Genomic DNA, 21,181 nt, shown 5'->3' on the forward strand with positions numbered 1-21,181 from the left:
AAAGCGCCCGGCGATCAAGCGGACATCCCCCCGTGTCCTGACCAGGGACGCGGGTAATTGTTCGCCGTAGTTAGTGAAACCTTTCACAAAGTAGTAGCCGTACGGAGCCGACCAGAGGCTCCATCTACTAAGGAGTGGACGCATGGACTGGCGCCACCGAGCTGCCTGCCGTGACGTGGACCCCGAGCTGTTCTTCCCGATCGGCAACTCCGGCCCCGCCCTCATGCAGATCGAAGAGGCCAAGCAGGTCTGCCGTTCCTGTTCGGCCGTCGAGTCGTGTCTGAAGTGGGCACTGGAGTCCGGCCAGGACGCCGGCGTCTGGGGCGGCCTCAGCGAGGACGAGCGCCGGGCACTGAAGCGTCGCTCCGCGCGCGCCCGCGCGCGTGCCACCGCCTGAACCGGTACGCCTGGCAGCACGTAGGCACCCCCCAAACAGGCACCTCGCGCCGCACCCTCAGCAGGGTGGAAGCGGGATGGACAGGTCGGCCACGGTGCCGCCCTGCGGCCTCGGCTCTATCGTGAGCCGGCCGGACAGTTCCCCCTCCACGAGCGTGCGCACGATCTGCAGCCCCAGGCTGGTCGAGCTGTCGAGCTCGAAACCTTCGGGAAGCCCCGCACCGTCGTCCCAGACCGTCACGTTCAGCCGTTCGAGAACCGTCTCGACGACGACCTCCAGCCGCTTCGGGCGCCCGTGCTGCAACGCGTTCTGCAGCAGCTCGGTGAGCGCCATCGCCAGCGGCGTCGCGATCAGCGACGGCAGCACCCCGAACTCCCCGACCCGTCGAGGCGTCAACGCCACCTCGGGCGAGGACACCTCGCCTGCCATCGCGATCACGCGATCGGCGATCTCGTCGAAGTTCACGAACTCCTCGGGCGCGTGCGACAGGGTCTCGTGCACGATCGCGATCGACCCCACCCGTCGCACGGCCTCCTCCAGCGCCTCGCGGCCCTCGGGCACCCGCAGCCGCCTCGCCTGAAGCCTGAGCAGGGCCGCGACGGTCTGCAGGTTGTTCTTCACCCGGTGGTGGATCTCGCGGATGGTGGCGTCCTTGGTCATCAGCTCACGCTCGCGCCGCCGCAGCTCGGTGACGTCCCTGATGAGGACGAGAGCGCCGATGCGGCCCCCGCCGACGATCAGGGGGATCGCCCTGAGCTGCACGATCGTTCCGCCCGACTCGACCTCAGTCTCCTTGGCCGCGCGTCCGCTGGCCACGATCATGAGGTCTTCGTTGATCGGCTCGTCGGAATAGCACAGCGCCGCCGTGACGCGGCCGAGCTCCGCGCCCACCAGGTCGGCGTGCAGGCCTAGCCGCCGGTAGGCCGACAGGGCGTTCGGGGAGGCGTACGTCACCCGTCCGGCGCGGTCGAGCCGGAGCAGCCCGTCGCCGACGCGCGGCGAACGGACCAGGATCGGCTCCTCCCCCGAGAACGGGAAGCGGCCCTCGGCCACCATCTGCGCGAGGTCGGACGCGCTCTGCAGGTAGGTCAGCTCCAGCCTGGACGGCGTGCGCGCCGACGACAGGTTGGTCGAGCGCTGGATGACCCCGAGGAAGCGGGCGGCTCCGCCCTCGACCGCGCGGCGCACCGGGATCGTCTCTTCCCTGACCGGCACGCCCGTGGACCAGTCGGGATCGCCCTCGCGGCAGATGCGGCGCTCGTTCCACGCGGTGTCGATGAGCGGCCGCTCGCCCTTGGCCGCGATGGTGCCGACGATGTCGTCGTGGTAGACGGTCGGGCCGGTCGTGGGCCGCATCTGCGCGATCGCGATCCAGCCGGTCTCTCCGAGCAGCGGGGCCCACAGGACGAGGTCGGCGAAGGAGAGGTCGGCGAGCAGCTGCCAGTCGGAGACCAGCGAGTGCAGCCAGTCGAGATCGGCCCCGTCGAGCGCGGTGTGGCGGGCTACGAGGTCGCTGAGAGTCGGCACGTCTGCATCATGCGTGGTTTTGCCGCCGACAACCAAACCGGCGCTCTGGAAAATGTACTCGTTTGACCACACACCGGACATCAGGGCAGAGTCCTGATGAGGCGGGCATGACTCCGTACGCGGAAGAACGCGAGCCCGCGGACTCGACAGGACCTCCCCCGAGATCTCACAGTGTGGGGAGCATCACACCTACGCGGCCGCCCCCGGGAGGTGATCCACACGAGCAGGTCGTTCGCCCTCGACACGACGCGTCGCCGGGCCTCGGTTGCCAGGTCACGGCCAGCTGTGGATATTCTTCACCATCAACCTGAGCATCCCGGAGTCGCGCGTGCCCACGCCCGTACGCGACCGGCGCCGGTGAGCCGCCCCAGACCGCGGTTGACCGCTCGGGGCGAAGTGAGTTCCGATGATCTCGCGGTGACCAGACACGCCCTCACCGCCGTGGCAGAAGTGAAGGTGAGCGCGTGACAGACGACGGCCCCCGCGTTCCGAAGTACTACGACGTCAAACGCAGCCTGCTCGAACTCACCAAGAGCCTGCCGGCGGGCACGGCACTGCCGCCCGAACGCACGCTCGCCGTACGGTTCGAGACCTCGCGCACGACGGTCAGGCAGGCGCTCACCGAGCTGGTGGTCGAGGGGCGGCTGCTGCGCATCCAGGGCAAGGGCACGTTCGTGGCCCAGCCGAAGGTGGCGCAGGTGCTGCAGCTGACCTCCTACATCGGCGACCTGCGCACGGCCGGCCTCGAACCGGACACCAAGATCCTCGAGATCGGCTACATCACCGCCGACGAGGCGCTGGCGCGCCGGCTCGCCATCAACCCCGGCGGCCGGGTGCTGCGCATCCACCGCCTGCGGCTGGCCAACGGCGAACCCGTCTCGATAGACACCACCCACCTGTCCGCCCGCCGCTTCCCCCGGCTGCGGCGCGAACTGGAGGTGCACGCGTCGCTGTACGAGACGCTGCACAACGCCTACAACGTCCGGCTGACGGACGCCGAGGAGATCATCGAGACCGTCCTCGCGACCCCGTACGACGCCAAGGCGCTCGGCGTGGACGTCGGGCTGCCCATGCTGCTGCTCACCCGGCACGCCTTCGACGCCGACGGCAACCCCGTCGAGTGGGCGCAGTCCCTCTACCGCGGCGACCGCTACAAATTCGTCACCCGGCTTCGCCGTCCGTAGCTCTCGACCTCTCTAGGCTGAGGGGATGAGCGTTCTGGTCGTCACCGGCACCGACGGCGGCGTGGGCAAGACCGTGGTGACGGCGGCGGTGGTGGCGCTCGCGCTCGCGCGCGGTTCCACGGCCGCCGTGGTCAAGCCCGCCCAGACCGGAGTGGCGGCCGGTGAGCCCGGCGACGTCGACCAGGTGATCCGGCTGTCCGGGGCCGCCACCACGTTCGAGCTGAGCCGGTTCCCCGACCCGCTGTCGCCCGCCGCGGCCGCCCGGGCCTCCGGGATGCCGCCCGTGTCGGCGGCGGGCGTCGTGGCGCGGGTGCGGGAGCTCGCGGAGAGCAACCGGCTGGTGGTCGTCGACGGCACCGGCGGGCTGCTCGAACGCTACGACGACGACGGCACCACGATCGCCGACCTGGCCCGCGCGCTGCAGGCCCAGGTGCTCGTGGCCGTACGGGCCGGGCGCGGCACCGTCAATCACACGGCGCTGACCCTGGAGGCGCTCGCGCACCGCGGGCTCGACCTCGCGGGCATCGTGATCGGACGCTGGCCGCAGGCGCCCGGCCTCGCCGAGCGGAGCAGCGTCGCCGACCTCGAGATGCTGGCCGCCCGGCCCCTGGCCGGCGCCCTCCCCGACGGAGCAGGCCACCTCCCCCGGCCCGCCTTCACCGAAGCAGCCCGCAAGTCACTCGGCGCCACGTTGGGCGGCACCTTCGACCCCTCCACCTTCCGCCACCACCACAGCGCCTGACCCGCGGCAGCGGACGACGAGGGGGCGCCTGCTCCCCCAGCGACGTCACCCCGACGCAGAAGATCACCGCCGACGCCCCCGTCCCCCGACGACACCGCACGGCCTCGTGCGGAAGCGGTACAGCGGGCGCCCACTCCCCCGAGCGACCTCACCTCGGCGCGGCGGACCACCAAGGGTTGAAGGTCTGTTTACCGGGGTGACTGGTTGGTAGGTTCCCGGCATGGAGTCTGCGAAGCACGCCGGTGACGCCGCCGTCGCCGTGTCCAAGGCCTATGGCGTCGAGACCATGTTCACCCTGTCGGGAGGGCACGTCTTCCCGCTCTACGACGGCGCGGTCCACGAGGGCATGCGCCTCGTCGATGTCCGACACGAGCAGAGCGCTGTCTTCGCCGCCGAGGCGACCGCCCGGCTGACCAGGAAACCCGGGCTGGCCGTGCTGACGGCCGGGCCCGGCATCACCAACGGCGTCAGCGGCGTCGCCACCGCCCACTTCAACGGCTCGCCGGTGGTCGTGCTGGGCGGACGGGCCCCCAAGTCGCGCTGGGGCAGCGGCGCCCTGCAGGAGATGGACCACCCGCCGCTGCTGGAACCGATCACGAAGCTGTCGTTCACCGCCGCCGGCGCCGACTCCGTCGGCCAGGACGTCGAGTCGGCCTTCCGCACGGCCCTCGCGCCCCACCGCGGCCCGGTGTTCCTCGACTTCTACATGGACCACCTGTTCTCCCCCGCGCCGATCCACGAGGTGCGCACGCAGACGCCCTCGCCGCTGGAGCCCGACCCCGCCGACGTGTCCGCCGTCGCCCGGCTGATCGCCGAGGCCGAGCGCCCGGTCATCGTCTACGGCTCCGACGTGTGGATGGACCGCGCCGAGGAGGCCGCCCGCGACTTCGCCGAGACCTGGCGGCTGCCGGTCATCCCCAACGGCCAGGGCCGCGGCATCCTGCCGTCCGGGCACGACCTGCTCGTCACCCGCGCCCGCGGCATCGCCTTCGGCCAGGCCGACCTGGTCATCGTCGTCGGCACGCCGCTCGACTTCCGCCTCGGCTACGGCTGGTTCGGCGGCAAGGACGGCGCGCCGCTCGCCCGCGTCGTGCACATCGCCGACGCGCCCTCGCAGCTCGCCACCCACATGCAGCCGTCCGCCACCGCCGCGGGCGACCTGTCGGTGGTGCTGTGGAGCCTCGGCACGGCCTGCGCCGACGCGGGGGTCAAGCCCGACAGGTACGCGCCCTGGGTGTCCAGGCTGTCGGAGGCCGCCACGGCGGCCATCGCCGGCGACGCCGAGCTGCTCGCCTCCGACTCCGACCCGATCCACCCCATGCGCGTGTACGGCGAGCTCGCCAAGGTCCTGGACGACGACGCCGTGGTGATCGGCGACGGCGGCGACTTCGTCTCGTACGCGGGCAAGTACGTCGAGCCGAAGCAGCCGGGCAACTGGCTCGACCCAGGCCCGTACGGCTGCCTCGGCACCGGCCTCGGCTACGCCATCGCCGCCCGCCTGGCCCGGCCGTTCTCACAGGTGGTGCTGCTGCTCGGCGACGGCGCCGCCGGCTTCTCCCTGATGGACGTCGACACGCTCGTCCGCCACAAGCTGCCGGTCGTCATGGTCTGCGGCAACAACGGCATCTGGGGCCTGGAGAAGCACCCCATGCAGCTGCTGTACGGCTACGACGTGGCCGCCGAGCTGCAGCCGCAGTGCCGCTACGACCAGGTCGTGACCGCGCTCGGCGGTGGCGGCGAGCTCGTCACGAAGCCGTCGGAGATCGGTCCGGCGCTGCGCAGGGCGTTCGACTCGGGCATCCCGTACATGGTGAACATCGCGACCGACCCGCAGGTCGCCTACCCCCGCAACACGACGGGGGTGTGACGGCACCATTTGGGTCGTCCGCAGCGCTCCGGCTTTCTGGCCGGAGCGCGTCAGGGCTTCTTGGTCTGCGCCGCCGTGGGGGTCGGGCTGGGCGGCGGGGCGTCCTCGGGGCAGATGCCGTCGACGACGAACACCGTGACCGTCTTGCCCGGGTCGAGCCGCGTCCCGGCGGCCGGCGTCGACTTGACGATCTTGCCGCAGCGCATGCCGTTGCGAGTGGAGGTCTGGTCGACCGGCTGGTATTCGAGCCCGACCTTCTCGATCTCCTTCGCGCCGATCAGGAAGGGCAGGCCGACGACCTTGGGCACGGCGACCTTCTTGTCCGTGGGGGACGGGCTCGTCGTCGGGCTCTTGGTCGGCGACGGGCTGTTCGTCGGTGTGGCCGACGGGGTGGTGGTCGGCGTACTGGAGGGCGTGTCGTTGGGCTTCGGCGACTCTTCGGACTCCCTGGGCGGGCGCGGGTTCTCCGTGGGCTTGGGCGGACGGTTCTCCTGATGCGTCGGCTCAGCCGTGGGCTCCGGCGCCTCAGTCGGCTTGGTCTTCGTGGGGTCGGGCTTGGGAGGCTTGGTGACCTTGTCCTCGTTGCCCACCACGTCGATGCTCGACGTCGGGGTCGGCTGCCCCGAGCCGGGGAAGCCGGTCAGGGCGACCGCGGTCGCGCCCGCGCCGAGCACCATGGCCGCCGCGATGGCCGCGATGAGCCCCGTCCGGCGCGAGCCCCTGCCCGCCGCCCGGCGGCCCCCGCGCCGCTCGGCCAGCGTGGTGTCCTGCTGCGCCATCCGGGCGCCCGTCTCGTACGGGCTCGCCGGCTGGGGAGTCTGGTGCTGGTTCTGGTACGCGGCCGGCGGCGGGGCCATGGTGGCCCCCGTGGACGGCGCGACGGGCAGGGCCGGCGGCTCGGGCACGGCGGGCACCTGACCGGATGCGATCGCGCGGGCGGCCTCGCTCATCGCCCGCGCGCTCTGGAAGCGCCTGGCCGGGTCTTTGGACAGGGCGATGTCGACCAGCGCGCGCACCGCCTGCGGGATCTCCTGCGGCAGTGGCGGCGGGGCCTCGCGGATGTGCTTGAGCGCGATCGTGACGGGGCTGTCGCCGTCGAACGGCCGCTGCCCCACCAGGCACTCGTACGCGACCACACCGAGCGCGTAGATGTCGACGGCGGGCGTGACGGGCGCGCCCTCTGCCTGTTCGGGGGCGCAGTAGGCGGCGGTGCCGAGGACCATGCCGGCGTCGGTGAGCCGGTTGGCCAGGTCGGAGCGGGCGATGCCGAAGTCGGTGAGCACCAGCGTGCCGTCGCGCTGGACGAGCAGGTTGCCCGGCTTGACGTCGCGGTGGACGATGCCCTGGTCGTGGACGGCCTGGAGCGCGGAGGCGGCCTGGGAGATGAGTTCCATGGCGGCCTGCGGAGGGATGCGGCCGAGCCGGCCGAGCAGGCGGTCGAGCGGTTCGCCGTCGACGAACTTCATCACCAGGTAGACGGTGTCGCCGCTGACGCCGTAGTCGTAGACGTCGACCACGCCGGAGTGGTTGATCGTCGCCATGGCCCGCGCCTCGCCCTGGAAGCGGGCGACGAAGCCGGGGTCCTGCATGCGGCCTGGGAGCAGCACTTTGACGGCGACGGTGCGCGCGAGGACGACGTCCTCTCCACGCCACACCTCGCCCATGCCACCGGCGCCGATGCGGGTGTCCAGTCGATACCGACCCGCCAGCGTCGTCCCTTGGGCCACCATGATTCCCCCGCTACCCCCCTGCCTCTGTACCTCTCCCGCCGCGCGGTTCTCCAACAAAGCGAAGTTTTGTCGCAACGAGGTCACACAGTGGTCACGGAACTAGGAGTGCGTGCCACCCTCTCGGCCCACATGCCACTAAAACTGCCTCAAGCGTACAAAACCTATCCTGTGGCCTTGCCCCTCTGCTTGTCCGCGTTTCCCGAAGATCGACGATGGTGTGAGTACGCTCACTCCATGACGCTCGTTCCAGGGCTGCGCGCCCAGTTGGTGATCGCTGTCGAGATGGAGGACACCGCCAAGAAGGTGGGCAGCGGAGACGTGCCCGTGCTCGCCACCCCGCGCCTGCTCGCGCTGGCGGAAGCGGCGACCGTACGAGCGGTCGAACGGCACCTCACGCCGGGCCGGACGTCCGTCGGCACCCGGGTCGAGCTCGAACACCTGGCCGCCAGCCCGCTCGGGTCGCGGGTGCAGGTCGGCGTCGAACTGATCGAGATCGACGGACGGCGGCTGGTCTTCGCGTTCGAGGCCCACGACGATCACTCTGTCGTGGGCAAGGGCACGATCGAACGCGTGGTGGTCGACCGTGCCCGCTTTCTCGCCGCGAGCGAACGCCGCCGCTGAGACCGGCTACTCGATGACGGCGATCAGGTCGCCTTCCTGGACCACGTCGCCCTCGGCGACCTTCAGCTGGGCCACCACGCCGTCGTCCTCGGCGAGCACCGGGATCTCCATCTTCATCGACTCCAGGATGACGAGCGTGTCACCGTCGGAAACCGTGTCACCCTCGGCGACGACGACCTTCCAGACGTTCGCCACCATCTCAGCGCGTACCTCAGCCACCGTGACTCTCCTCTTCGAAATGGTTCAACAATCTCATGTCGGCTAGGCGCGCATGCGCGCGACCAGGCCGGTGTCGTAGTCGCCGGTGACGAACTGCGCGTTCTCCAGCAGCTCGGCGCAGAACGGCAGGTTGTTCTTGGGCCCTTCGACGGCGAACTCCGCCACCGCCTTGCGCCCCTTCTCCAGCGCCTCGGCGCGGTCGGCGCCGTACACGCAGAGCTTGGCCATCATAGGGTCGTAGAACGGGGTGACGGTGTTGCCGAGCTCATATCCGGAGTCGACGCGAACGCCGTCGCCCGTGGGCTCGTCCCAGACGGTGATGACGCCGGGGCCGGGGAAGAACCGCTTCGGGTCTTCGGCGTAGACGCGGAACTCGATCGCGTGCCCGCGCGGCTCGGCCGGCACCTCGGGGCTCTCGCCCGCGGCGACGCGCAGCTGCAGCTCGACCAGGTCGAGCCCGGTGACCAGCTCGGTGACGGGGTGCTCGACCTGCAGCCGGGTGTTCATCTCCAGGAACACGAAGTCCTGCTTGTCGGCGTCGACGAGGCACTCGACCGTGCCCGCGCCGAGGTAGCCGACGGCCTCGCCGGCGCGCACCGCGGCCGCCAGCATGCGCTCGCGCAGCTCGGGCGTGATGCCCGGCGACGGCGACTCCTCGACGACCTTCTGGTGGCGGCGCTGCACCGAGCAGTCGCGCTCGCCCAGCGCCAGCACCCTGCCGTCGGGCAGGCCGAGGATCTGCACCTCGACGTGGCGGGCCCGCTCGATGTACCGCTCGAGCAGGACGGCCGGGCCGTCGAGCGCGTCGCCGGAGAACCGCGAAGCCGCCCGCGCGGCCTGCTCGTACGCCTTCGCCAGGCCGTCCTCGTCGTGCGCCACGCTCATGCCGATGCCACCGCCGCCGCCCGCGGTCTTGACCATGACTGGGTAGCCGATCTGCTCGGCGGCCTTCAGCGCGAGCGACAGGTCGGTGACCGGCTCGCGGGTGCCCGCGGCGACCGGAACGCCGGCCGCCTCCATGAGGTTACGCGCGTTGATCTTGTCGCCCATCTTGTCGATGGCCTCGGGCGACGGCCCGATCCACACCATCCCGGCGTCGATCACGGCCCGGGCGAACGCGGTGTTCTCCGACAGGAAGCCGTAGCCGGGGTGGATCGCCCGCGCCCCGGTCGCCCGCGCCGCCTCCAGCACCTTGGCGACGTCGAGGTAGCTCTGCGCCGGGGCCGCCGGGCCGAGCAGCACCGCCTCGTCGGCCTCGCGGACGAACGGCAGGTCGGCGTCGGCCTCCGAGTAGACCGCGACAGCGCGCAAGCCCATGCGCTTGACCGTGCGGATGATCCGCCGCGCGATCTCGCCTCGGTTGGCGATCAGGACAGGTCCGAACGTCTCAGTTAGCACGCCGACCACCTTAAGGCCGGCACCGCCTTGACCCCTTTCCCCCGAAAGCACCGATCCGGCGAGTCCGATCTGTAGGAACCCCACAAAGGTGATCGCCGGGAAGCCCGGGTGACATCCGGCGGGCTGTGGAGCTCAGACGCGTCCGCGGTCGATCACGCGCCCCAGCGCCTCGATCACATGAGGATCGTAGGTGTTGCCGGACGCCGACCGGATGCGGTCGAGCGCCGCGCCGCCGCGGTCGCGGTCGGTCGAGGGCCCCACGAGGTCGTCGTAGGCGTTGGCCACCTTGATGATGCGGCTGGCCAGCGGCGGGTCGTCGGTGATCGGGTCGCACTGCCGCCGGACGATCTCGGCCACCCGGTCGAGCACCCCCGTCTGCTTGATCACCTCGGCGCCCAGCTCGGCGATGCTGCGGGCCTGGTCGGGCTCGGTCAGCACGGTCGCGCCGCCCGGGATGGGGTCGTGCAGCGACAGCTGGCCGATGTCGTGCATGAGAGCGGCGTACTCGAGTTCGAGCAGCTCGGGCTCGGCCAGGCCGAGCTCGCGGCCGACGGCCACCGCCAGGCGGCTGACGCGGCGCGAGTGGCCCGGCTCGACGTAGCCGCCGACCTCGGTGACGCGCGACAGGGCGCGTACGGTCTGCAGGTAGGTGGCGCGGATGCCGGCGTACTTGCGGAAGGCCACCTGCGTGACCAGCAGCGGCGCGGCGAAGACCAGCAGCGCCACGAGGTCCATGCTGTGCGTGGCGAGCGCCAGCAGCACGCCGGACGAGGCCACGGCCACGCCCAGCGGGAACGCCATGGTGAACTCGTCGCGCACGGCCACGCGGAACGCCGTACGGACCTGCTCGGCGCGCAGGAGCGCGGCGATCAGCACGTCGACGAGCAGCGCCACGGTGATCAGCCCGACCATGACCGCGAGCGCGGGCCACCACGTGCTGGTGGGCGGCTTGGTCAGTTCGTACAGCGGGTCGGCCAGCGGCCGGAACGCGAACGCCAGCAGCGCGCCGGTGAGCAGGCGCCGCGCCATCGCGTCGAGGCGCGGCGGACGGCCCACCGCCAGGTGCGGCAGCGCGCCCGCGGCCATGCCGGCCGCGATCACGGCGACGACCTGGAGCGCCGAGTGGCGCAGCGGGTTCTGGCTGAGGTCGAGCAGCAGCGTGTAGCCGAGCGCGGCGGCGGCCCCGATCGGCGCGACCTCCCGGTTGCCCGGCATGGTCAGCCTGGCCAGCTCGCCGACCGCGATCAGGGCGCCGAACCCGACGGCGATCTCGGGCCGGTCGAGCCCCTCGGCGGCGGTGTGCGCCACCCCCGCCAGCGCGACCAGCCCGGCCGCGCAGATGAGCAGCAGCTGCCCGGAGTCGAGCCGGCGCAGCACCGTGCCGAACGACCGATCGGTACGCCGCCGGACGCGTTCCGTCGTGATCATGGCCCCGTCACGACCTGGATGGGCATCGTCGGGTCGTCGTGGTCCTTGAGTGCGGTCGTGGCGACCTCGGGCGGCGGCGGGTCGACGCGCCGCGGCGGCTGCCACGGCTCATGTTCGAGCGCCCGGACGAACGCCGCGACCATCACCGGGTCGAAATGGGTGCCCGCGCACTTGCGCAGCTCGGCCACGGCCACCTCGACCGGCCGGGCGCCGCGGTAGGAGCGGTCGGACGTCATGGAGTCGAACGCGTCGGCCACCGCGATCACCTTGGCGAACTCGGGGATCTCGTCGCCGGCCAGGCCCATCGGGTAGCCGGTGCCGTCGTGCTTCTCGTGATGGTGCATGATGCCGGCGTACGCCTCGTCGAGGAACCCGATGCCGCGCACGATCTCCAGCCCGCGCATCGGGTGGAGCTGGATCGCGGCGAACTCCTCCTCGGTGAGCGGGCCGTCCTTCTGCAGCACTTTCGTGGGGACGCCGAGCTTGCCGACATCGTGCAGCATGCCCGCGTAGCGGATCGCGCGCACCCGTTCCATGCCCATGCCGATCTCTTGGGCGATCATGGACGAGGCGTGCGAGACCCGCGTGCAGTGGCCCCTGGTGTAGTAGTCCTTCGTCTCCACCGCCTGGCAGAGCGCGGCGATGGTGGCGTCGTAGGAGCGCTGCTGGGCGTGGTACTGGCCGAACGCCCACCGCGCCACGAACAGCGGCACCAGCACCAGCACCGCCGAGATCGACGCCACCGTGGCCCACAGCCCCGCCACGAGCAGGCCGAAGGTGCCGTACCCCAGGTAGGACAGCAGGAACTGGCCGAGGCCGCGCACCGGCACCTCGGCCGGCCGCACCCGCGTGGCCAGCGCGACGATCGTGAGGATCAACGCGATGTTGAGCACCACGAACACGGCGGTGGCCGCCGCGTACGGGCCGATGAGGTCGTCGAAGGCGTTGACCTGCGGCACCCCCACCTGCCCGTCGAGCGCCACGTAGACCCATCCGGCCGCGTAGCCGCAGATGGCGAACTGGGCGCCGTTGAACAGCCGTTTGACGAGGGGCAGCCCCGGCCGCACGCTCAGCACGGCGGTGAGCCCGACCAGGGCCGCGCCGTCGGGGCCGAGCAGCACCACCGCGGCGAGCGAGGCCGAGAAGCTGACCGACACCGCGAACTGCTCGACGTTGAGCAGCGTCGGCATCGACTCGCACACCAGGAACAGCAGGGCGAGCACCAGCAGGACGTCGAGGTCCACCGTGGCCACCGGCATGCCGGAGACGGCCACGCCACGTACGACAAGAGCGGCCGCCGCGCCGATCACGGCGGCCAGGTAGACCCTCGCGGGCCACGGCAGATCACGCATTGCGGCCCCCCACAACGATCAGGTCCAGGACACTCCGGGCGGCACCACCGGGCCGAACATCATGACCACGGGGGTGACCAGCACGACGGCCATGAGCACCCGGGCGACCAACGTCTTCAACATCCGCGCCTCCACGTCGACTTTGGGAATCACGCTACAGAAGACGACGTGGCCGGACGGGCGGAGTCGGAAATCGCAAGCAAAGCGTAATCAAGCCACTACTTGTGGCGATGACCTGCGGCCCAGTCGACGGTGATCTTGAGGCCGGCCGCGAGATCGACGCGCGGCTGCCACCCGAGCCCCTCGTGGGCGTGCGCCGGGTCGACCGCCATCGCGGGCAGGTCGCCGAGGCGCGGCGGCGCGAAACCGGGCTTGTCGGGCGCTCCCGCCGCGTCGGCGATCAGGGAGTGCAGGCGCCGGTCGGTGGTCTGGATGCCGGTGCCGAGGTTGAACCTGCGGCCGTCGCCCTCCTGCCCGCAGGCCCGCGCGAAGGCGTCGACCACGTCGTCGACGAAGATGTAGTCGCGGGTCTGGGAGCCGTCGCCGTAGACGACCGTGGGCGTGCCGTTGAGCAGGGCGTCGGTGAAGATCGCCACCACGCCCGCCTCGCCCTCCGGCGACTGGCGGGGGCCGTACACGTTGGACAGCACCAGCGTGGTGTATTCGATGCCGTGCAGCGCCCGGAACGCCGACAGGTAGGTCTCGCCGCTCAGCTTGGCCGCCGCGTACGGCGAGCGCGGGTCGGTCGGGGCGTCGCCGGGCACCGGGATCGCCGCCGGGCGCCCGTAGACGGCCACCGACGAGGCGAACACGACCTTGCGCGTACGGGCCTCGCGAGCCGCGGCGAGCACGGACGTCGTGCCCTGGACGTTGACCCGGGCGTCGTGCACCGGGTCGGCCACGCTCTTGCGCACGCTGATCTGCGCGGCCAGGTGGCACACGACCTCGGGCTGCCGCTCCGCCATCAGGGACGGCAGCTCGGGGTCGAGGATGTCGAGCACGTGCAGCCGGAAGTGGTCGCTCGTCTGCGCCGCGGCCAGGTTCTCGGCCTTGCCCGATGACAGGTCGTCGACCACGTCGACCTCGTGCCCGTCGGACAGCAGACGATCGACGAGATTCGACCCGATGAACCCGGCACCCCCGGTGACCAACACGCGCATGGCGTTGATCCTAGTCGGCGGCGAGCTCGGATCTCACTTCCGCGATGCGCGCGAGCACCTTCGAGCGGAGGTCGGACGGGACCGGGTCGCAGCCGCAGTGCTTGGCCACGAGCGCCTTGATGGCCTTGTCGAGGTCGTACTCCTGCAGGCAGGGGCTGCACTCGTCGAGGTGCACGCGGATCTCTGCGACGTCGTCTGCGGTCAGCTCGCCGTCGAGATAGGCGTAGACCTTCTCCAGCACTTCGCTGCAGTCGGTGTCGTGCGGCTGGCCACAGCTCATTTCGATCCCTCCGCCGGGACGAGGCCACGCTCGCGGGCGTAGTCCTCCAGGAGACCCCGCAGCTGCCTGCGCCCCCTGTGCAGTCTCGACATCACGGTGCCGATCGGCGTGCCCATGATGTCGGCGATCTCTTTGTAGGGGAAGCCTTCGACGTCGGCCAGGTAGACCGCGATCCGGAACTCCTCCGGCAGAGCCGCGAGCGCCTGCTTGATGTCACCGTCGGGCAGGTGCTCCAGCGCCTCCACCTCGGCGGACTTCAGCCCGCCCGAGGTGTGGGACTCGGCCCGCGCGAGCTGCCAGTCCTCGATCTCCTCGGTGCCGGACTGCTTCGGCTCCCGCTGCTTCTTGCGGTAGCTGTTGATGAAGGTGTTGGTGAGGATCCGGTAGAGCCACGCCTTGAGGTTGGTGCCTTCCTGGAACTGATGGAACGACGCGAACGCCTTGGCGAAGGTCTCCTGCAGCAGGTCCTCCGCGTCCGCGGGATTTCGGGTCATCCGGAGCGCAGCGGAGTAGAGCTGTTCGAGATACGGCATGACGTCGCGCTCGAATCGCTCGCCTCGCTGCTCCAGAGTCTCCGCGCCTGTCGCGGGCACCGGACCCACCCCCCTAAGATCACCGGTGGCCGACTGTAGCGGTACACCGTACTCAGGGGAGGATACCCGCTGGCCCACGACATCTCCGTCGGTGGGTTGAGGGCTGAGCAACGTGAGCATGCTCGTCGCAACACACCCGCGGCCTTGTCTGTTCCCGCAAGATAGAAGGTACGAAGGACCCGGTGCGGGGAACGTCATAACGTACCGGCTGGTAGCCCTTTACCCGGAACCCAGGAGTCGCGTGTGCTGCCCATTCCGGCCGAGGAACTGAACGGCTCAGGAACGCTCGGGCCGTACTGGACGTTCTACCGCGCCGTCGCCGCCGAACAACTCAACCGCTGGCTTCCCGCCGAACCCTCCGTGGTGCTCGACCTGTCCGGCGGGCGCGGGCGATCGTCGGGGCAGGCCGCCAGGGCCGGGCACCGGGTGATCGAGGTGCTCGACTTCCGCCGCACCATCTCCCCGGCAGAGGCCCACTCCCCGTTGCACGACGCGGGCCGTGTCCGGCACATCCGCGCCGACGACCTCGCGTTCCTGCCCGACGGATGCGTCGACGCGGTGCTCGCCGAGGAGCGGGCGCTGTCGATCGAGCTGATGGCCGAGTCGGCGATGAACGACGTCGCACGGGTGCTGCGGCCCGGCGGGCGGGCGCTGGTGTGCGTCGACTCGCTGGTGCTGGGCATGGCGATCCTGGCCGAGCAGGGTCAGTGGCAGCACCTGCGGCAGACGGGCGAGGTCATGCTCGTGCCGTGGCCCGACGGCAGCATCACGCGCTGCTTCAGCAGCACGCAGCTGCGCGAGCTGCTCGTCGGCGCCGGGCTGGAGGTCGAGTGGATGCGGCCGCGTACGGTGCTGTCGCCGTCCACGGTCGACCACGTGCTGGGCTCCGACGCGCGGGCGCTCAGCTACCTGGTGCGCACCGAGCTGGAGGCGCATCCGAACGACGACGACACCGTCGGCATCCACCTGGTCGCGAGCGCCCGCAAGAGCGGCTGACCGTCCCTGGGTTCAGCGGCGGCGTTCGCGCTTTCCCTGGCACTGGACGCAGCGCGCCGCGTCGGGACGGGCCTCGAGACGGCCCTCCGGCACCTGCCGGCGGCAGTCGACGCACAGGCCGTACACGCCTTCCTCGACCCGCTTGAGCGCCTCGATCACGGCGCGGCGCTGGGTGGTGGCCACGGTGAGCATCGCCTGAGCCCGGTCGGCGTCGGTCAGGTCGGAGCCGGCGTCGGCCGTCGAGCGGTCACGTACGGCGACGGGGTCGCCCCGAAGCACCCCGATCGACCTGTCGAGTTCGGCGAGCATCCCTTCCAGTCGCGTACGAGCGGTCGTGACGTCCACGACTCCGCACCTCCGGGTAAGTGAAGCCGCGGCATGGACTTCCCCGGATGTCCAGCCCGGTGTGGAATTGGGGGGAATCACTCAGCGACGCCGCTCCGTGGGTAAAGGAGTGGCATCGCTTTCCTCACCGGATGCCCAACTCTTCGTGTTTTTACACCTCAGAAAAGGGCCGTCTCCTCTGACTCGGGGAGAGCTTTGACCAAGTCCGGGCCATTGTTGCGGACGTTGTTGACGTCGGTCGAGACGGGATAGGCGGTGAGCCGCCCCATCTCCGGGCTCGCCAGCATCCGCGCGGCCTCGCCGGTGTCGGTCAGCTTGGGGTCGAGCCACTCGGCCCAGCGGGAGCGCTCGATCATCATCGGCATCCTGTCGTGGATGCGGCCCAGGCCGTCCTCGGCGTCGGTGGTGATGACGGTGCAGGTCACCAGCCACTTGAGCGGGTCGTCGTCGGCGCGCGAGGCGTCTTTCCAGAACTCGTACAGGCCCGCCATGGCCAGCACCCCGCCGTCGGACGGGTGGATGAAGTACGGCTGCTTCTTCTTCTCGCCCTCAACCGGCATCCACTCGAAGTAGCCGTCGGCCGGCAGCAGGCACCTGCGTTTGGCGAACGCCTGCCGGAACGACGGCTTCTCGGCCAGCGTCTCGGCCCTGGCGTTGATCAGCCGTGACCCGATCGACGGGTCCTTCGCCCAGGCGGGCACGAGACCCCACCGCACGATCCTGAGCTGCCGCACCGCCCGCTCGGCCTCCTTGGGTACGCGGCTCAGCACGGCGTAGACGTTCTTGGTGGGGGCGACGTTGTAGTCGGCGCCGAGCTCCTGCTCGGGGTCGCCGTCCTGCTCGACCTCGAACTCCTCGAGCAGTTCGTGCTTCTTGCGCGCCGACGCGTATCTACCGCACATGCCCCCACCCTGCCACGTCGCCCGCCCATCCGCCCGTGGCAGTCGTCCACAGGCTGCGACCGCCTCGTGGCACGGCCAGTAGTCTTTGACCATGTCCGCCACCACGTCATCCAGTTCGGCGACACCGCCCGCCCAGCTCTGGCCGGCGCCGACGGCGACCGGTCCGGTGACCGCCACCGTCCAGCTGCCCGGCTCCAAGTCGGTGACCAACCGCGCGCTGCTCCTCGCCGCCCTCGCCGACGGCCCCGGGGTCGTACGGCAGGCGCTGCGCAGCCGTGACGCCGACCTGATGGTGTCGGCGCTGCGGGCGCTCGGCGCGAGCCTCACCGCCTCCGGCGAAAGCGCCGCGGGGGTCGACTGGCACGTGACGCCCGGCCCGATCCGGGGCGGGGTGAGCATCGACGCCGGCCTCGCCGGTACGGTCATGCGGTTCGTCCCGCCGGTGGCCGCCCTCGCCGACGGCCCGGTGTCGTTCGACGGCGACGCCCACGCGCGCAAGCGGCCGATGGGGCCCATCCTCGACGCGTTGCGCGCGCTCGGTGCGCACATCGACAACGACGCCCTGCCGTTCACGATCAGCGGGCCGCTGACCGGCGGCGAGGTGACGATCGACGCCTCGGGCTCGTCCCAGTTCGTGTCGGGGCTGCTGCTGACGGCGGCGAGGTTCGACAAGGGCGTCACCATCCGCCACGTCGGCCCGCCGGTGCCGTCCCAGCCGCACATCGAGATGACCGTCGAGATGCTGCGGGCGGCGGGCGTCACGGTAGACGACAGCGAGCGCGACGCGTGGCGCGTCCTGCCCGGCCCGATCGCGGCCAGAGACATGACCGTCGAGCCCGACCTGTCCAACGCCGCCCCCTTCCTCGCGGCTGCGCTCGTGACGGGCGGCTCGGTGACGATCCCGTCCTGGCCGGAGCAGACCACGCAGGCGGGCGACGCCCTGCGCGGGCTGCTCGCCTCGATGGGCGCCGCGGTGTCCCGCGAGGCCGGCTCCGAGCTGGTGGTCACGGGCTCGGGCGAGGTCCGCGGCATCGACGCCGACCTGCACGAGGTGGGCGAGCTGACCCCGACGATCGCGGCCCTCGCGGCGCTCGCGACGACGCCGAGCCGCATCAGGGGCGTGAGCCACCTGCGCGGCCACGAGACCGACCGCCTGGCCGCGCTCGCCACCGAGATCAACCGGCTCGGCGGCGACGCCGAGGAGACCGCCGACGGGCTGATCGTCCGTCCGCGCGCACTCCACGGCGGTGTTTTCCACAGCTACGACGACCACCGCATGGCCACCGCAGGCGCTGTGATAGGCCTCGCGGTGCCCGGCGTCCAGGTGGAGAATGTCGCCACCACGGCCAAGACCCTGCCCGAGTTCGTCCAGATGTGGACGGCGATGCTGACGGGAAGTGAGCGTATGGGAGCGGACCGCTGAGCAAGCGGCAGTACGACGAGGACGACGTAAGGGTCAGGCCGGGCAAGGGGTCGCGGCCGCGCACCCGCATCCGTCCTGCGCACGAGGACGCCGTCGAGGGTTTCGTGGTGGCGGTCGACCGGGGCCGGTACACCACGCTGGTCGAGCCCGAGCCGTCGAGGGGCTCCAAGCGCAAGGGGCCGCAGCGCCGGCTCGTGGTCGCCATGAAGGCCCGCGAGCTGGGGCGCAAGGGCATCGTCGTGGGCGACCGGGTGGCCCTGGTCGGCGACGTGTCCGGCCGTCCCGACACGCTGGCCCGGGTCGTACGCGTGGAGCCGCGCACGTCGATGCTGCGCCGCTCGGCCGACGACACCGATGACACCGACGGCATCGAGCGCCCGATCGTGGCCAACGCCGACCAGCTCGTCATCGTCACCGCGCTGGCCGATCCGCCGCCGCGGCCCCGCATGATCGACCGCATCCTGGTGGCGGCGTTCGACGCCGAGATCGACACGCTGCTCTGCCTCACCAAGTCCGACCTTGCGCCGCCAGAAGAGCTGGTGTCGCTGTACGAGCCGCTGGGCGTCCCGCACGTCGTGGTGCACAAGGGCGGGTCGCTCGACGAGCTGCGCGACCACCTCGTGGGGCGCCTCAGCGTGCTCGTCGGGCATTCGGGCGTGGGCAAGTCGACCCTGGTCAACGCGCTCGTGCCGGACGCCAACCGGGCCGTCTCCCACGTCAACGCGGTCACCGGGCGCGGCCGCCACACGTCCACCTCGGCCATGGCCCTCGAGCTTCCCGAGGGCGGCTGGATCATCGACACCCCCGGCGTACGCAGCTTCGGCCTGGCCCACGTGTCGGTCGAGACGGTGCTTGCAGGCTTCCCCGACCTGGTGGAGGGCACGGTCGACTGCCCGAAGGGCTGCACCCACCTGGGCGACGACTGCGCTCTCGACGCGTGGGTGGCGGCCGGCAACGCCGACCCCCACCGCCTCGAGTCGCTACGCCGTCTTCTCGCCAGTCGCGAGGGCGGGGCCGACGACGTCCGCCGCGACCCCGACCCCACGACCTGAGCGCCCCGCGTCACCGCGCGCGCGGGCATGACGGCTGAGCTGGAGGACGCTCACGCCGAACATCAGCACTCCCAGCGGGACGTGCAGGGTCAGCACGTGCGCGATGCCCAGCGCCACCTGTGCCAGGGTGAGCGCCAGGAAGCCGGCCGCGTGCGCGATGGGCCTGGGCGATCCGCCGCCCGGCCGCCAGACGAGGATCGCGGTGATCACGTGCACCACCGCCACGGTGAACACCGTGTACGCCGCGGCGCTGTGCAGGACGTGTCCGCTGGGCGAGGACAGCAGCAGCCCCGCGGTGATCGGGGCGAGGAAGACGGCCACGGTTTGCAGGGCGATCACGATACGCAGGTACACGGGTTGCTCCTCAATGTCGGGCTGGATGATGTCCCCGAGGTCCGACGACGCAGGAGCCGGATATGTCAGGCGTCCTGACATTTCGATGAGCTGCCTCGTCGGACGGGCGAGACAGCCGCGCGAGAGGGAGCCCGATGACCACCCCGTCCGATGACAGCTTGAGCGTGATCATGAGCGAGCGACGGCAGCTGATCAACCTCGCATACCGGCTGCTGGGGTCGCTGGCCGAGGCCGAGGACGTCGTCCAGGAGACGTACGCCCGCTGGTACGCCATGCCGCGGTCGCAGCAGGAGAGCATCGCCTCCCCGGGCGCCTGGCTGACGAAGGTCGCCGGTCGCATCTGCCTCGACCTGCTGGGCTCGGCGCGGGCCCGGCGTGAGCGTTACGTGGGTGAGTGGGTCCCTGAGCCGCTGCCCGGACGTACGGGGTCGATCGACGACCCGGCCGACCGCGTGACTCTCGACGAGTCGGTCAACATGGCCTTCCTCGTCGTGCTCGAATCGATGACCCCGGCCGAGCGGGTGGCGTTCGTCCTGCACGACGTCTTCCGGTACTCCTTCGCCGAGGTGGCCGACATCGTGGGCCGTACGCCTGCGGCGTGCCGTCAGCTGGCCTCGTCCGCCCGCCACCGTGTCCGCGAGGCGCGCGCCTCCGTCAGCCCCGCGGCCGAGCAGGCCGCCGTCGTCCGGCGCTTCAAGCAGGCATGGGAGGCCAAGGACATCGCGGCGCTCGTCGGCCTGCTCGACCCGGAGGCCAGGGCGATCACCGACAGCGGCGGCCAGGTCAACGCGGCGCTCCGCCCGTTCGAGGGCGGCGAGCGGATCGCGCGCTACGCCGTCGAGATCGCCGACCGGGTGCCCGGCATGACGATCGAGGAATGCTCGGTGAACGGCCGGCCCGGCCTGGTGGCGCGGCGGGACGGCGTGACCGTGACGGTGGTGGCCTTCGAGGTCGCGGACGGGCGGATCACCCGCCTGTGGGGGATCCGCAACCCCGACAAACTCCGGCTGTGGGGGTGAGCCCTTCAGCGGCGCTGGGGGCGGAGGGACCACGCGCCGGGTGGGCGCGAACCTGTCAGGGGCGGTTGGGGCGGAGGGTCCAGGTGATCGAGAGGGTGGCGACCGGGACGCCCTCCGCGTCGGTCATGTCCACGGCGACGTCGAACACCGGCCGCTCGCCCGCGTCGAGCCGTCCCAGCACGTCCTCCCGCTCCGCGAGGAGCCGCGCCTCCGCGCGGATCCCGCCCGTCGCGAGCTTGCGGAAATCGATGGTGGCCGTCGTCGGCAGCGGTACGACGCGCGCCAACTGGTCGCCGAACACCGACAGCACGGCCGCCCCTGACGCCGTCTCCGCGAGCGTGAACAGAACGCCCGCGTGCGGCCCGCCCACGTGGTTGTGCAGGTCCTCACGGTCGGGCACGTGGCACACCGCCCGCCCTTCGGAAACGGCGTCGAAAACGACCCCGAGAGTTCGGGCGAACGGGACACTTTCCCACAGCAACTCGCCGATATCTGTTGACATGGTGGACATGCTACTGGCGGGTAACTGGAATACGTGTTACCAGAAAAGGTGCGTTGGCCACTGATGTCGAAATAAGCGACACGGTAGCGT

Annotated in this window: 22 protein-coding genes; 9 read left to right on the top strand and 13 right to left on the bottom strand. The window is 71.1% G+C overall.

The genetic code is table 11. The features are described 5' to 3' along the window. The first annotated feature begins 142 nt into the window (after nucleotides 1-142). Nucleotides 143-397, top strand: a complete 255-nt coding sequence (locus BLR04_RS33330; RefSeq protein WP_090772851.1) for a WhiB family transcriptional regulator — start codon at nucleotides 143-145, stop codon at nucleotides 395-397. 57 nt (nucleotides 398-454) lie between these two features. Here BLR04_RS33330 and BLR04_RS33335 read toward each other — a convergent pair whose 3' ends face one another. Continuing rightward, entirely contained in the window at nucleotides 455-1,924 is a 1,470-nt protein-coding gene (locus tag BLR04_RS33335) for a PAS domain-containing sensor histidine kinase (RefSeq protein ID WP_090772853.1), read from the bottom strand. 464 nt (nucleotides 1,925-2,388) lie between these two features. Between BLR04_RS33335 and BLR04_RS33340 the strand changes: the two genes are divergently transcribed. The 3 genes from BLR04_RS33340 to BLR04_RS33350 all read left to right on the top strand — a co-directional run bounded on the left by BLR04_RS33340 (nucleotide 2,389) and on the right by BLR04_RS33350 (nucleotide 5,717). Beyond that, nucleotides 2,389-3,108, top strand: a complete 720-nt coding sequence (locus BLR04_RS33340; RefSeq protein WP_090772855.1) for a GntR family transcriptional regulator — start codon at nucleotides 2,389-2,391, stop codon at nucleotides 3,106-3,108. A 25-nt stretch (nucleotides 3,109-3,133) separates the two neighbouring features. Next, entirely contained in the window at nucleotides 3,134-3,850 is a 717-nt protein-coding gene (bioD, locus tag BLR04_RS33345; RefSeq protein WP_090772857.1) for a dethiobiotin synthase, read from the top strand. A 220-nt stretch (nucleotides 3,851-4,070) separates the two neighbouring features. After that, nucleotides 4,071-5,717: an acetolactate synthase gene (locus BLR04_RS33350; RefSeq protein ID WP_090772859.1), complete on the top strand. Its 1,647-nt coding sequence runs from the start codon at nucleotides 4,071-4,073 to the stop codon at nucleotides 5,715-5,717. Nucleotides 5,718-5,767: 50 nt separating this feature from the next. Here the strand turns inward: BLR04_RS33350 and BLR04_RS33365 are convergent, their stop codons facing one another. After that, nucleotides 5,768-7,447 carry a serine/threonine-protein kinase gene (locus BLR04_RS33365; RefSeq protein WP_176903402.1) on the bottom strand — a complete coding sequence of 560 codons (1,680 nt, stop codon included), beginning with the start codon at nucleotides 7,445-7,447 and terminating at the stop codon, nucleotides 5,768-5,770. Nucleotides 7,448-7,681: 234 nt separating this feature from the next. Between BLR04_RS33365 and BLR04_RS33370 the strand changes: the two genes are divergently transcribed. Further along, the gene (locus tag BLR04_RS33370; protein WP_090772865.1) at nucleotides 7,682-8,068 is read left to right on the top strand and encodes a thioesterase family protein; all 387 of its coding nucleotides are present in this window, start codon (nucleotides 7,682-7,684) and stop codon (nucleotides 8,066-8,068) included. Between the two features lie 6 nt (nucleotides 8,069-8,074). Here BLR04_RS33370 and BLR04_RS42065 read toward each other — a convergent pair whose 3' ends face one another. From BLR04_RS42065 to BLR04_RS33405, 7 genes are all read right to left on the bottom strand, one after another. Next, nucleotides 8,075-8,287 (bottom strand): biotin/lipoyl-binding carrier protein, encoded by a 213-nt coding sequence (locus BLR04_RS42065; protein WP_143022328.1) that lies wholly within the window; start codon nucleotides 8,285-8,287, stop codon nucleotides 8,075-8,077. Nucleotides 8,288-8,329: 42 nt separating this feature from the next. Continuing rightward, nucleotides 8,330-9,685 (bottom strand): acetyl-CoA carboxylase biotin carboxylase subunit, encoded by a 1,356-nt coding sequence (locus BLR04_RS33380; protein WP_245740814.1) that lies wholly within the window; start codon nucleotides 9,683-9,685, stop codon nucleotides 8,330-8,332. Between the two features lie 132 nt (nucleotides 9,686-9,817). Next, complete coding sequence (locus BLR04_RS33385) at nucleotides 9,818-11,113, bottom strand: HD-GYP domain-containing protein (RefSeq protein ID WP_090772871.1); 1,296 nt, start codon at nucleotides 11,111-11,113, stop codon at nucleotides 9,818-9,820. Next, nucleotides 11,110-12,465, bottom strand: a complete 1,356-nt coding sequence (locus BLR04_RS33390) for an HD-GYP domain-containing protein (protein ID WP_090772873.1) — start codon at nucleotides 12,463-12,465, stop codon at nucleotides 11,110-11,112. Before BLR04_RS33390 ends, BLR04_RS33385 begins: the two co-directional genes overlap by 4 nt. Before the next feature lie 218 nt (nucleotides 12,466-12,683). After that, the gene (locus tag BLR04_RS33395) at nucleotides 12,684-13,625 is read right to left on the bottom strand and encodes an NAD-dependent epimerase/dehydratase family protein (RefSeq protein WP_090772875.1); all 942 of its coding nucleotides are present in this window, start codon (nucleotides 13,623-13,625) and stop codon (nucleotides 12,684-12,686) included. Nucleotides 13,626-13,635: 10 nt separating this feature from the next. Continuing rightward, nucleotides 13,636-13,905: a mycothiol system anti-sigma-R factor gene (gene rsrA / locus BLR04_RS33400; RefSeq protein WP_090772877.1), complete on the bottom strand. Its 270-nt coding sequence runs from the start codon at nucleotides 13,903-13,905 to the stop codon at nucleotides 13,636-13,638. Next, entirely contained in the window at nucleotides 13,902-14,507 is a 606-nt protein-coding gene (locus BLR04_RS33405) for a sigma-70 family RNA polymerase sigma factor (protein WP_090772879.1), read from the bottom strand. The genes rsrA and BLR04_RS33405 overlap by 4 nt, the downstream gene beginning before the upstream one ends. A 234-nt stretch (nucleotides 14,508-14,741) precedes the next feature. On the opposite strand from BLR04_RS33405, the gene BLR04_RS33410 reads away from it, so the two are divergent. Beyond that, on the top strand, nucleotides 14,742-15,494 hold the full coding sequence (locus BLR04_RS33410) for a class I SAM-dependent methyltransferase (RefSeq protein ID WP_090772881.1): 753 nt from the start codon (nucleotides 14,742-14,744) through the stop codon (nucleotides 15,492-15,494). Nucleotides 15,495-15,506: 12 nt separating this feature from the next. Here the strand turns inward: BLR04_RS33410 and BLR04_RS33415 are convergent, their stop codons facing one another. Then, nucleotides 15,507-15,839, bottom strand: coding sequence for a TraR/DksA family transcriptional regulator (locus tag BLR04_RS33415; RefSeq protein ID WP_090772883.1), 333 nt, complete (start codon nucleotides 15,837-15,839; stop codon nucleotides 15,507-15,509). A 158-nt stretch (nucleotides 15,840-15,997) separates the two neighbouring features. Then, nucleotides 15,998-16,741, bottom strand: coding sequence for an SOS response-associated peptidase (locus tag BLR04_RS33420; RefSeq protein ID WP_090772885.1), 744 nt, complete (start codon nucleotides 16,739-16,741; stop codon nucleotides 15,998-16,000). A 91-nt stretch (nucleotides 16,742-16,832) separates the two neighbouring features. Here BLR04_RS33420 and aroA point away from each other — a divergent pair, with 91 nt between their 5' ends. After that, complete coding sequence (gene aroA / locus BLR04_RS33425; RefSeq protein ID WP_090772886.1) at nucleotides 16,833-18,164, top strand: 3-phosphoshikimate 1-carboxyvinyltransferase; 1,332 nt, start codon at nucleotides 16,833-16,835, stop codon at nucleotides 18,162-18,164. After that, nucleotides 18,161-19,216: a ribosome small subunit-dependent GTPase A gene (rsgA, locus tag BLR04_RS33430; RefSeq protein WP_090772888.1), complete on the top strand. Its 1,056-nt coding sequence runs from the start codon at nucleotides 18,161-18,163 to the stop codon at nucleotides 19,214-19,216. Before aroA ends, rsgA begins: the two co-directional genes overlap by 4 nt. Here rsgA and BLR04_RS33435 read toward each other — a convergent pair. Beyond that, the gene (locus BLR04_RS33435) at nucleotides 19,145-19,570 is read right to left on the bottom strand and encodes a hypothetical protein (RefSeq protein WP_218129262.1); all 426 of its coding nucleotides are present in this window, start codon (nucleotides 19,568-19,570) and stop codon (nucleotides 19,145-19,147) included. The two genes, rsgA and BLR04_RS33435, sit on opposite strands and share 72 nt — an antisense overlap. 134 nt (nucleotides 19,571-19,704) lie before the next feature. Between BLR04_RS33435 and sigJ the strand changes: the two genes are divergently transcribed. After that, complete coding sequence (sigJ, locus tag BLR04_RS33440; protein WP_090772890.1) at nucleotides 19,705-20,589, top strand: RNA polymerase sigma factor SigJ; 885 nt, start codon at nucleotides 19,705-19,707, stop codon at nucleotides 20,587-20,589. A gap of 55 nt (nucleotides 20,590-20,644) precedes the next feature. Here the strand turns inward: sigJ and BLR04_RS33445 are convergent, their stop codons facing one another. Further along, a complete protein-coding gene (locus BLR04_RS33445; RefSeq protein WP_218129263.1) occupies nucleotides 20,645-21,091 on the bottom strand; it encodes a DUF4442 domain-containing protein in 447 nt (148 codons plus the stop codon). Nucleotides 21,092-21,181: the final 90 nt, after the last annotated feature.

This window comes from Nonomuraea maritima, assembly GCF_900100395.1.
Classification (GTDB): domain Bacteria; phylum Actinomycetota; class Actinomycetes; order Streptosporangiales; family Streptosporangiaceae; genus Nonomuraea; species Nonomuraea maritima.